Annotated in this window: 11 protein-coding genes; 6 read left to right on the top strand and 5 right to left on the bottom strand. The window is 69.4% G+C overall.

The features are described from left to right. Both ACFY93_RS26755 and ACFY93_RS26750 read left to right on the top strand, forming a co-directional pair. Positions 1-1,262, top strand: a 1,262-nt coding sequence (locus ACFY93_RS26755) for an RHS repeat-associated core domain-containing protein (RefSeq protein ID WP_391363580.1), incomplete at its 5' end; no start/stop codon positions are given. After that, the gene (locus ACFY93_RS26750; RefSeq protein WP_391363578.1) at positions 1,244-1,630 is read left to right on the top strand and encodes a hypothetical protein; all 387 of its coding nucleotides are present in this window, start codon (positions 1,244-1,246) and stop codon (positions 1,628-1,630) included. The genes ACFY93_RS26755 and ACFY93_RS26750, both read left to right, overlap by 19 nt. Positions 1,631-1,905: 275 nt before the next feature. Here ACFY93_RS26750 and ACFY93_RS26745 read toward each other — a convergent pair whose 3' ends face one another. From ACFY93_RS26745 to ACFY93_RS26730, 4 genes are all read right to left on the bottom strand, one after another. After that, the gene (locus tag ACFY93_RS26745) at positions 1,906-2,997 is read right to left on the bottom strand and encodes a tellurite resistance/C4-dicarboxylate transporter family protein (RefSeq protein ID WP_391363577.1); all 1,092 of its coding nucleotides are present in this window, start codon (positions 2,995-2,997) and stop codon (positions 1,906-1,908) included. Between the two features lie 161 nt (positions 2,998-3,158). Further along, positions 3,159-4,238: a protein kinase family protein gene (locus ACFY93_RS26740; protein ID WP_391363575.1), complete on the bottom strand. Its 1,080-nt coding sequence runs from the start codon at positions 4,236-4,238 to the stop codon at positions 3,159-3,161. 49 nt (positions 4,239-4,287) lie between these two features. After that, positions 4,288-4,479, bottom strand: a complete 192-nt coding sequence (locus ACFY93_RS26735) for a DUF397 domain-containing protein (RefSeq protein ID WP_391363574.1) — start codon at positions 4,477-4,479, stop codon at positions 4,288-4,290. Positions 4,480-4,490: 11 nt separating this feature from the next. Beyond that, a complete protein-coding gene (locus ACFY93_RS26730; RefSeq protein WP_391363572.1) occupies positions 4,491-5,345 on the bottom strand; it encodes a Scr1 family TA system antitoxin-like transcriptional regulator in 855 nt (284 codons plus the stop codon). 225 nt (positions 5,346-5,570) lie between these two features. Here ACFY93_RS26730 and ACFY93_RS26725 point away from each other — a divergent pair, with 225 nt between their 5' ends. The 4 genes from ACFY93_RS26725 (at position 5,571) to ACFY93_RS26710 (ending at position 10,216) form a co-directional block, all read left to right on the top strand. Beyond that, positions 5,571-6,032: an ATP-binding protein gene (locus tag ACFY93_RS26725; RefSeq protein WP_391363570.1), complete on the top strand. Its 462-nt coding sequence runs from the start codon at positions 5,571-5,573 to the stop codon at positions 6,030-6,032. 200 nt (positions 6,033-6,232) lie between these two features. Next, positions 6,233-7,207, top strand: a complete 975-nt coding sequence (locus ACFY93_RS26720) for a hypothetical protein (protein ID WP_391363568.1) — start codon at positions 6,233-6,235, stop codon at positions 7,205-7,207. A 213-nt stretch (positions 7,208-7,420) separates the two neighbouring features. Then, positions 7,421-8,818, top strand: coding sequence for an MFS transporter (locus ACFY93_RS26715; protein WP_391363566.1), 1,398 nt, complete (start codon positions 7,421-7,423; stop codon positions 8,816-8,818). 204 nt (positions 8,819-9,022) lie between these two features. After that, entirely contained in the window at positions 9,023-10,216 is a 1,194-nt protein-coding gene (locus tag ACFY93_RS26710; protein ID WP_391363564.1) for a uroporphyrinogen-III synthase, read from the top strand. Here ACFY93_RS26710 and ACFY93_RS26705 read toward each other — a convergent pair. Beyond that, entirely contained in the window at positions 10,165-10,938 is a 774-nt protein-coding gene (locus ACFY93_RS26705) for an anthrone oxygenase family protein (RefSeq protein ID WP_391363562.1), read from the bottom strand. The two genes, ACFY93_RS26710 and ACFY93_RS26705, sit on opposite strands and share 52 nt — an antisense overlap. Positions 10,939-10,976: the final 38 nt, after the last annotated feature.

Genomic DNA, 10,976 nt, shown 5'->3' with positions numbered 1-10,976 from the left:
GCCTCACGGCCAAGGGCACCACGAAAACGCTCACCGGAACCCGCTACTACACGGCCAACGGCCAGACCATCGCCGTTCGCACGGCGGTCTCCGGCACATCGGGCACCAAACTGACCTTCCTGGCCGCCGACCACCACGGCACCTCCAGCATCGCCCTCGACTCCGTCACCTACGCGGTCACCAAGCGCTACTCCACCCCGTTCGGCGGCCCCCGCGGCACAAAGGCCGGCAACTGGCCCGACGACAAGGCCTTCCTGGGCAAGCCGGCCGACGAATCCACCGGCCTGACCCACGTGGGCGCCCGAGAGTACGACCCGGGCACCGGCCAGTTCATCAGCGTCGACCCGGTGCTGGCTGTCGAGGATGCGCAGTCCCTCAACGGTTACTCATACGCGAACAACACACCGGTCACCAGCTCCGACCCGACCGGCCTGTGCATGTACGCGGACTGCCCGACGCGTCCTAGCCCTGGCGAGCAGAACACGACCCCTGGCCATAAACCGGGGAAGAGGAAGGATTCAGCGAATACCAGTTACGCGAAACAGGGCCTGTCTTACAACGGGGGTGGGACGTCCCACACGAGCAGCTCGGGAAACACGAGCAGCGGAGGCGACTCCTGGCTTCCCGATTTCATCGAGGGCCCGGTCGACACAGTCGTCAACTACGGCACAGCCATCGTCACCACACCGGACATCTGGTGGGGAGCCGGAGAGACTGCACTCGGCGTCTTCATGATGGGAGTCGGCGGCACCGAGGACTTCCTTGGTGGTGCCGTGTGTGTGACCACCGGCGCGGGATGCGTGATAGGCATCCCCGCCGTAGCCCAGGGAACCGGACTCATCGTCGGAGGCGGCTTCACAGCCGGCGACGGGGTAAGCCGCTTCAACGACGGCATCGGAACGGCCCTGCGCGAGGCGAAAGCGGCTGAGTCCTCGGGTTCTTCGGGAAGTGCGACACCATCCTGGATTCCTGAGAAGGCGAGTAGCAAGGTTCCGGAATCCCTTGGCGAGGGTAAAGCAACAAAGAAGGGCGTTGGGTGGCGCTGGAACGATGGAAAGGGGAATGGAGTCCGCATCGACAAGGGGAATTTGAACAACTCGCAAGAGTATCAGCAGGTTGATCACGTGGTCATCAATTCTGGCGGGCGTATAATCGGACGAGACGGAGAGCCTGTGTCGGGTGACATCAAGTCCAACGCCTATCAGTCGCATATCCCGCTCAGTGAATGGGTGAAGTGGAAGTCGTGGAATTCTCCGAATTGATCACAGTCACGCTTCCCGAGATGCGGAAGAGCGTCCTGTCTGCGGTTCGTGCTCTCTCGGACAAGGCGTACCAGGAACGCGTCTGGCTTGACCACGACTACCCGCAGGAGGGTTATTATGACGACTTCTCCATGAATATCCACATTCTCTTCGATGACACGTTGGTGCTGGATGATCCAGCGGCGTCGCTAGGTACAGTTCTGAAGTGTCAAGAAGAGGTAGAGGTGATGGCTTCCCTGGCTGCCGCTCTAGAAAACCTGTTCGATCGAGAGGGTGGACAGAGGGAAGACCTCGATTATGTTCGGTCGCCATTGTGGGATGCTGTAGTCCGGTGTGCGTCGAGGGCGCACTTCATAATGACTCAATAGTTCATTTGTGGCACGGGGTGCTCGGCTGCGCCGACTATTCGTCAGCGAAATAGGGCGGCGAGATGAGCGGAGGCGATGGCTGAAAACCCCGGGAGGCCACTGACGACACGCAGATGGCTGTTCTTGGCCGGGGAGTCGCTGTCGGACATTTGCCACCAGGCCGAGGACGTCCTGATGGGCAGATTTGGGCCAGGCCCGGCTGCGGTGACCAGGGGTTGGCGGGGGCGAGGGTGGCCCAAACCTGCCGATTGCCTGGGGAGGGGTGATGAGTGGTCTCAGTGGTCCGGGGTGGGGTCGGTGGCCGCTTCGGGGGCGGGGAAGGGCTGGGGGCCGGGGGTGATGAGGGCGTGGAGCATGGCTGCGAAGACGAGGGCCCAGGTGGCGAGGGCTACCCAGAGCCAGGTCTGGCCGATCCATTCCACGATGGGGAGGTCGTCGGCGTGGCCCAGGTACATGCCGGCGACGGCGTACATGCCGAGGGGGAAGACGATGCTCCACCAGGTCGGCTCGTAGGCGAGCGGCACCCGGTGGACCCAGTGGCGCCAGACGCCGACCGCGACCAGGACCGGGATGAGCCACGTCGCGAAGCACCAGAAGACGACCGACAGGCCGGCCACCAGGCCGCGCACCGCGTCGACCATGGGAGTGCTCTCCATCTCCACGATGCGTGAGCCGGCCACCACCGTGATGGCGACCGCGCCCATGGAGACCCAGTACGGCGGGTCGAGTTCTCGGGGCTCCAGGGGGTAGAGCATCAGGCGCAGGGCGACGAAGAGCGCGGACGCGGCGTAGAGGACGCAGCCGACCGACCAGGAGAAGACCGCGACGATGGCCAGGCCCTGGTGTGCGCTCGGATGGTGGGGCTCCAGGCTCGCGGCGGCCGTGGCGACCGACTGGCTCGCGACCACCCAGATGAACCAGGTCCCGTTGGCCGCCGCCACGACCGGGCGTTCGCTGCGGCCCAGGACCGCCGCCCACGGAATGGTGTAGCCGAGGACCACCCAGGTGAGCGCGGCGATCACGAGCAGGACGGTGGCCGGAAGGATGCGGCCCTGGCCGGTCAGTCCGACGGCGAGGACGTCGGTACCCGCCACGAAGGTGAAGAAGAGGAACGCCTTGCGGGTGTCGTGGGCGTCGGCGGCGAGTGCGTGGCGGTGGGCGACGAAGCGGCGGGCCGTGAGGACGACCAGCAGGGCGTACACGACGGCGGTGATGCCGAGGAGCACCCGGGCCGAGAGGGTCCAGCCGCGCAGATTGCAGCCGACGGACAGAATGCCCGTGGCCATGACGAGGGCGAAGTACCCGGGGGACAGGCCTGCGGGTGACAGGCCGGCCAGCCGGGGCGAAGGTCCGGTCGTGAGGGGCACGCGGGAACCGTATGGGAAAGAAGGCCCCAGTGACTTGGGACGTTCGGCCTAATCGGTGACGGACGGCGTGACGCGTGGCGGGCGCTCAATATCCCCACAGTGCGGCGGTGTGAGGGACGGCCCGTGCGTCGCGACTGCGGCCCGCGATTCACCCACGCACTTCACCCACGCGCTGACGTACTGGCCAGGGCCTCGCGAATCTCGGCTGCGGGGAAGGGAGTGCGCTTACTTTCCGTAACAAGTCGATGGGCGAAGGCGTCCATGACGAGGGCGTGCGGGGCGTGGCGGTCAATGATCGCCGCGATCCCAGGGGGAACGCCGTCGGGGCGGCGGCCTGCGGTCCACTCGCGCAGGAAAGTCCCGAGCTCTGCGTCGCCCCGCACGGTCGCGGGCAGGTGGTGGCGCAGCAGATGCCACGGCATGTAGCAGCGGTCGTACACGAGGTGGTCGGAGAGGAAGGCTGCTTCCTGGGCCGAGAGCTCGAAATGGCGGCTGAGCGCAAGTCCGAAGTCCGCGAAGTACACCTGTTGACCGTCAGTCAGCACGTTGCCGAAGTGCGCGTCAAAATGCACCAGTTCGCGTGACCTCATGAACTCGGTCCCCCGCAGCAGCGCGTCTTCCGCCCACAGATAGGTGGAGTCGCCTCCCGGCTCCGTGCCACCCGCCTCACCCGTGGTGCTGATCCAGGCCGCCAGTGTGTGAGGCACGTGCTCCAGGAAGAGCACCAGGCTGAAGGAGGACGTGCCGATGGCTTCCAGCCGGTGACGCACGGCAGGCGATCCCTCCCAATGCGCGACGGCTCCCTCGACACCTCCGAACGCGTCGGCGAAGTCGGCGGGAGGCCGGTCCGGCAGAACCCGCCAGTGATACATGAGCGGAAAACCGGGGAATTCGCCCTGCAGAACCCAGGCGGTGGCCATGACGTGCGCGGCCAGTTCGCGCCAAGCGCCGAACCCTGCCGACCCCACCCCGTACTGGTAGTAGAGAGGGAGCTCGAACAGGTTGGCGGTCGAGCGCACGTACTCCGGCCGCAATTCGATGTCCGTCAGGGGGATCCGCTTGACGAAAACAGGTATCCCCGCGACCTCCATCGCGGCCCGCCTGCCACCGATGCCCGAGCCCAGTGCCGGCGCGGCAGCCACCGCATCGCCGAGCCTGCGGTCGCTGAGCAACGAGAGCTGGGCTCCTACGGCGGCGTAGGCGCGTACACGTGCGGCGGGTAGGGGCTTGGTCTCACCCAACGGTGGCTCCTGCCTGACATCACGGGGCACGAGGCTCCTCAATGGGCGCTCAGTGGTGGCGCTGGTTCGCCTTGAGAGTGCGTATGAGGGAGTGCAGGAGGGTGGGGGTGGTGGTGAGGATGGTGTCGGGGGCGTCGCTTTCGCGGAGGTGGAGGGTGGTGCCCGTGGAGTCGGCGGCGATGTAGACGCAGTTCGAGCTGTCACCGCTGTAGGTGGATTTCTGCCAGGTGAGGGGCTTCATGATGGGTCCTTTCACATGTCCCGGATCAGGGTCTGGATGAAGGTGCGTGACTCGTCGGGGCTGAGTGCACAAGTTTCCATGTGGTCCAACACAGAGCGGTACTTGCCCAGTTGCGCCTCCGCATCCAGGAAACCGCAACCACCGTGATGTGTGTCCAGCTGAACGGTGTCCAGTTGGGGGATTGGCCCTTCCACGTAGTCGAAGGACTGGCCTGTGCTCGGGAAGCGGTCCGCGCCGAAGGGGACCACCTTGATGGTGACGTGCTGCAGCTCGCTCATGTCGAGGAGGTGCTTGAGCTGACCGCGCACCACTACAGAGCCCCCGAAGCCCATACGGAGTGCCGCCTCGTGAATGGTGGCGGAGTATGAGAGCGGCTTCTCCCGGTGGAGGATGCTCTGTCGTTTCATGCGGAACGTGAGCCGGTGCTCGACCTCGTACTGGCGGATGGGCGGAGCCACTTGCTGGAACAGGGCACGAGCGTGGTCCGTGGTCTGCAAAAGAGCTGGGATGTGGAGGATGAGGGCCGCGCGCACGCCGACGGCGTGATGTTCCAACTCGGCAAGGTCGACCAGGGCCGCGGGCAGGTGCTCGCGGTACTCCTCCCACCAGCCGCGCACGCGCCGACCGGTCATCGCGGCCAGCGCGTCGACGAGCCGGTCGTCTGAGCAGTCGTACAGACGAGCCATGGAACGGAGTCGGTCGGCGCTGATCGGCGTGCGACCCGTCTCGACCATGCTGATGCGCGCTTGGTTGACGCCCAGGAGCTCAGCGGCGCCGGTGGCGGTGAGTCCCGCCCGTTCACGGAGTTTGCGCAGCTCGGCTCCCAGTCTCCGCTGCCGCAGCGTGGGGTTGCTGGTGGGCGGCACGGATCTCCCTTCGGGCCGCAACGCGGCGTCTGCTTCCCTCACACGAGTGAAGCATGGATGTGTCCAGTGGCATTTGTTAGAGACATCTAACCAGCTGCTCTACCGTAATGGCGTACCGCCAACTCCCCGCGCCCATAAGCCGGAAGCGCACCACACCCCTGGCATTGCCACCGTCCGGCGCCGTAGTTGAGCGTGCCCCGATCCCTTCTCTCCCGGAGGTAATTCATGGTCACCGTAGCCCCGCCCGACACCTGGGTGTATGCCCTTCGTCTGCCGCATGACCCCAGAGCCGCACGGGTCGCACGTATGACCGTGCGGGCCGCGCTCCGTGGGCACGGGATGGGTGAAGTCGTCGATGTCGTCGAGTTGTTGACGTCCGAGTTGGTCAGCAACGCGTACCGGCACACCAAGGGGCCCGCCTCCTTGCGGCTCACCGCGCTCGGGGGTGGGCGGTTGCGGGTCGGGGTGTGGGACAGCAGTCCGTACGTGCCCGCGCCGTTCGACAAGCCGCCCGGGGAGCCGGTGCCGTACGTCGACATGGGTGCCGAGGAGGGGCGGGGGCTGTTCCTCGTGCGGAAGTGGGCCGACTCGTGGGGCGGGTGGACGCTCGGGGACGGGCTCCTCGGGCGCGGAGCCGGGAAGTTGCTGTGGTTCGAGGTCGGGGCCCGTGGCGGGGGCAGGGGGTGACGTGTGACACCTCAACGGGACTGTTGTGGACGAAACGTGGGAAAGCCGTGTCGTCTCGTCACAGGCATGTCTCCGGGGCGTACCGGCGTGAGGAATGCCCTTGCGGGAGATTTGCGCGTGGGGAATCTTGAGAGTGTTTGCGTGGGGTGAGGCGGGCGTCGCCTGTCCCGCCTGTCTTGACCCAAGGAGAGCACCCACCGATGTCGCACCCTTCCGGGCAGCCGCCGCAGGACGGTCACGGTAATCCGCCGCAAGGCGCTCCCGGTGGCTACGGGACACCGCAGCCCTACCCCGGCCCGTACTCGTCGCCTCCGCAGCAGCCCCCGGGCCCGCCCGGACAGACGCCCAACCCGTACGCGCAGCCCCAGCAGCCGCCCCAGGCGCAGCAGCCGCCCCAGGCGCAGCAGCCGCCGCAGGCGCCGCCCGCCTACGGGGCCCCGCAGCCCGGGTACGGGCAGCCGCAGGCACCCTACGGCGCGCAGCCGCCCCACGCCGGTGACCCGTACGGCGCGCAGCCGCCCCACGCCGGTGACCCGTACGGCGCGCAGCCGCCCAACGCCGGTGACCCGTACGGCGCTTACCCGCCGCCCCCGCCTCCCGGCAACGGGGGCGGGAAGCGGCTCGGGATCATCATCGGGTCCGCCGTCGCCGCCGTCGTGCTCATCGGCGGCGGGGTCTATCTCGCGACCAGCGGCGGAGGGGACGACGACGGCAAGGCGAAGGCCGACAAGAGTCACTCCGCGTCCGCCGAGCCGACCGCGACCGAGAGCACCGAGGACATCGACGAACCGACCGTCGACGAGCCCACCGCCGAGGAGTCCGACCCCTCGGTCGACGACGGCACCGACGACGTCGGCTCCGCTCCCGCGACCGGCTTCAAGGGCCAGTGGCAGGACGACGACAACAAGACGCTGACGATCGGCGACAAGTACACGTCCGGTGACGTCAAGGGCAAGTACGCCGTCTCCTACATCGACCCGGGCGGTGACGGCATCCTCACCGGCCTCGGGATGGACCGCAGCGACGGCGTCTTCCGCATCGCCCTCAAGCCCATCGGCAGCAACGACGAGAAGGACTACCTCGCCGCGACCCTGAGCCGTGACGGCGACTCAGTGAAGGTCGTCTGGGACGACGGCGGCCGCGACACCCTGCCCTGGGCCGGCCCCAGCAGCTGAACCCGGGTCGGGCAGCGACCCCCCGAGGCCCCCGGCAAGGCCCCATGCACGCCCGCCGGGGGCCTCACCGCTGCCCGCGGCCCCGCGTGAGAGCGACGTTCCCGTCCGGTCACCCGACGCCACAGGACCGGAAACGCGCGCTCCGTACGTTCAGGTCGTCGGCGCGTACCACCGCGTACGAGAACTGAGCACCGGAGAACCGTGGAGGCGTCCATGACTGGCCCTGAGACGAGCCCCGCAGCGAGCCGGGGAGGCGGTGGCCGCGGCGGGCGGTGGATCGAGGAGTGGGACCCGGAGGACGAGGTCTTCTGGGCGGAGAGCGGGGAGAGGGTCGCCCGGCGGAACCTGCTGTTCTCCGTGGTCTGCGAGCACATCGGCTTCTCGGTCTGGACGCTCTGGTCGGTGCTGGTGCTGTTCATGGGGCCCGAGTACGGGCTGAGCCCGGCCGACAAGTTCCTGCTGACGTCGATGGTGACGCTGGTCGGCGCCGTCGTGCGGGTCCCGTACACCTTCGCCGTCGCCCTCTTCGGCGGGCGGAACTGGACGGTCGTCTCCGCGAGCCTGCTGCTCGTGCCGTCCGTCGCCGCGTTCGCCGTGATGGAGCCGGGCACCTCGTACTCCACGTTCCTGCTGGTCGGCATGGCCGCCGGTATCGGCGGCGGCAACTTCGCCTCGTCCATGACCAACATCAACGCGTTCTTCCCGCTCAGGAAGAAGGGGTGGGCGCTCGGGCTCAACGCCGGTGGCGGCAACATCGGCGTCCCGGTGATCCAGCTGGCCGCGCTCGCCGTCATCGGCGCGAGCGGCGGACCGCGCGTGCTGCTCGGGATCTACATCCCGCTCATCGTCGTCGCCGCCGTGCTCGCCGCCGTGTTCATGGACAACATCGCCTCGGTGAAGAACGACACCGGCGCCGCCCGCGACGCCGCGCGCGACGCACACACCTGGATCATGGCCTTCCTCTACGTCGGCACCTTCGGCTCGTTCATCGGCTACGGCTTCGCCTTCGGGCAGGTCCTGCAGAGCCAGTTCGGGCGTACGCCGCTGGAGGCCGCGTACGTCACCTTCCTCGGCCCGCTGCTCGGCTCGCTGATCCGGCCCGTCGGCGGCAGGCTCGCCGACCGGTACGGCGGGGCCAGGATCACCCTGGGGAACTTCGTCGCCATGGCCGCCGCGACCGCCGTCATCGTCGTCGCGTCCGTCCGGGAGTCGCTGCCGCTGTTCACGGTCGCGTTCGTCGCGCTGTTCGTGCTCACCGGGCTCGGCAACGGCTCCGCGTTCAAGATGATCCCCGGCATCTTCCACGCGAAGGCGCTCGCCCGGGGGCTCACGGGAGAGGAGGCCGCCGCGTACGGGCGCCGGCTGTCCGGGGCGGCCATGGGACTCATCGGGGCCGTGGGCGCGCTCGGCGGCGTCGGCATCAACCTCGCCCTGCGGCAGTCGTTCCTCAGCGCCGGCTCCGGCACCGGGGCCTTCGTCGCCTTCCTCGCCTTCTACGCCGTCTGCCTCGTCGTCACCTACGCCGTATACCTTCGCCGCCCCACCGCCGCCGATACGCTGGAAACGGCCGCCGCCGAGGCGAAGCCGCAGCTCAGCTATGCCGAGGTGTGACGTAACACGGGCGACATCGAGCGGAACCGAGCCTGTCACGAGCCGTTGGCAGGCTCGGTCCACTGCCACGACGTCCACCACGACGCCCCACCACGCCCCCACCACGACGCCCCAACGCGACCCGTCGCCACGACCCTCACGATCACGTCACCAGCACCGTCACCACCACCGTCGCCACCACCCGAGCGGGACGAGAGCCAACCCATGTACGACGACGAACAGCAGCGACCGGACCGGCCGGAACCGGACGCGGAGGCCCAGCCGCGGGCAGCCCACGGGCCCCTCGCCGGGTTCACCGTCGGGGTGACCGCGGCGCGCCGTGCCGACGAGCTCGGCGCGCTGCTCCAGCGGCGCGGCGCCGCCGTCCTGCACGCCCCCGCCCTGCGGATCGTGCCGCTCGCCGACGACAGCGAACTGCTCGCGGCCACCGAGGAGCTGATCGGCAAGGCTCCCGACGTGGTCGTGGCGACCACCGCGATCGGGTTCCGGGGATGGGTCGAGGCCGCCGACGGCTGGGGGTTCGGCGACGCCCTGCTCTCCCGGCTGCGCGGCGTCGAACTCCTCGCCCGGGGGCCCAAGGTCAAGGGGGCCATCAGGGCGCAGGGGCTGACCGAGACGTGGTCGCCGTCGTCGGAGTCCATGGCCGAGGTGCTCGACCGGCTCCTGGAGGAGGGTGTCGACGGGCGCCGTATCGCCATCCAGCTGCACGGCGACCCGCTTCCCGGCTTCGTGGAGTCGCTGCGGGCCGGGGGAGCGGAGGTGATCGGCGTCCCCGTGTACCGGTGGATGCCGCCGGAGGACCTCGGCCCCGTGGACCGGCTGCTGGACGCCGCCGTCGCCCGGAGCCTGGACGCGGTCACCTTCACCAGCGCGCCCGCCGCCGTGTCGCTGCTGAACCGGGCCGAGGAGCGCGGGATGCTGCCCGGCCTCCTCGACGCCCTCGGCCACGACGTGCTGTCCGCCTGCGTCGGCCCCGTCACCGCGCTGCCGCTCCAGGAACGGTGCGTCGACACCGTCCAGCCCGAACGGTTCCGGCTCGGCCCGCTCGTCCAGTTGCTCTGCCAGGAACTGCCCACCCGCGCCCGTACGTTGCCGGTGGCGGGCCACCGCCTGCAGATCCGGGGGCACGCGGTGGTCGTCGACGACGCGCTGCGCCCCGTGCCGCCCGCCGGGATGTCCCTGCTGCGCGCCCTGAGCCGGCGGCCCGGGTGGGTCGTGCCGCGCGCCGACCTGCTGCGGGCGCTGCCCGGCGCGGGCCGCGACGAGCACGCGGTGGAGACCGCGATGGCGCGGCTGCGCACCGCCCTCGGCGCGCCCAAGCTGATCCAGACGGTGGTCAAGCGCGGTTACCGGCTCGCCCTCGACCCGGCGGCGGACGACAAGTACGCGGACGCCTGACCCGCGCCGCCCGGCCCCCGCCCGGCCTCCCCGGACGCGGCCTCCCCGTACCCGGCCCGCCCGTACCCGGCCTCCCCGTACCCGGCCCGCCCGGACCCCGTTTCCCCGTACCCGGTCGCACCGAACCCGTCCCGTCCGCGCCCGGCCTCCCCGCGCCCGGCCTCCCCGCGTCCGGCCTCTCCGCGTCCGGCCTCTCCGCGTCCGGCCTCTCCGCGCCCGGCCCGTCCGTACCCGGCCAGCGCGCGGGCCAGGCAGCCCAGCGCCACCGTGCACAGCAGCGCCCGTACGACGTTCCAGGCCACCCACGCGTCCTCGAACCGCTCGCGCACCGCCGCCGGGTCGGCGACGCGTGCCGGGGAACCGGCGTCCGCGAGCTCGTTGTTGAGGGGGACGTTCACGCCCGAGGTGAGCAGGAACGCGAGCACGTACGCCGCCAGCGCCACCCACACCCACCAGCGGTACTCCGTGGCGCGCGCCTGCCAGGCGGCCAGCGCCGTGAGCACCAGCGCGCCGAAGAACGCCGCGAAGAACACGGGGTTCTCGATCACCTCGTTGATGTTCCGCATCACCTCGATGAAGACCCGGTCCCCGCTGCGCGCCAGCGCCGGCATCACGGCGCACGCGAACACGTAGAAGGCTCCCGCGATCAGACCCATGGCGACCGTGGCCGCGACCAGAACACTCCCGGCGGCGCCCCGCCGCTTCCCGCTGCTGTCCGTCATGCCCATCAGTCAACCGGGGCGGCGTGGCAGGGGACATG

Source organism: Streptomyces sp. NPDC008313 (assembly GCF_042956125.1).
Classification (GTDB): domain Bacteria; phylum Actinomycetota; class Actinomycetes; order Streptomycetales; family Streptomycetaceae; genus Streptomyces.
The sequence above is the reverse complement of the archived record's forward strand: the minus strand, read 5'-3'. Positions and strand labels throughout refer to the sequence as shown.

Bases quoted from the DNA above. Each gene is read 5' to 3' on its own strand.
- ACFY93_RS26705 (WP_391363562.1), bottom strand. From the start codon at position 10,938: ATGACGGACAGCAGCGGGAAGCGGCGGGGCGCCGCCGGGAGTGTTCTG.
- ACFY93_RS26715 (WP_391363566.1), top strand. From the start codon at position 7,421: ATGACTGGCCCTGAGACGAGCCCCGCAGCGAGCCGGGGAGGCGGTGGC.
- ACFY93_RS26725 (WP_391363570.1), top strand. From the start codon at position 5,571: ATGGTCACCGTAGCCCCGCCCGACACCTGGGTGTATGCCCTTCGTCTG.
- ACFY93_RS26720 (WP_391363568.1), top strand. From the start codon at position 6,233: ATGTCGCACCCTTCCGGGCAGCCGCCGCAGGACGGTCACGGTAATCCG.
- ACFY93_RS26710 (WP_391363564.1), top strand. From the start codon at position 9,023: ATGTACGACGACGAACAGCAGCGACCGGACCGGCCGGAACCGGACGCG.
- ACFY93_RS26735 (WP_391363574.1), bottom strand. From the start codon at position 4,479: ATGAAGCCCCTCACCTGGCAGAAATCCACCTACAGCGGTGACAGCTCG.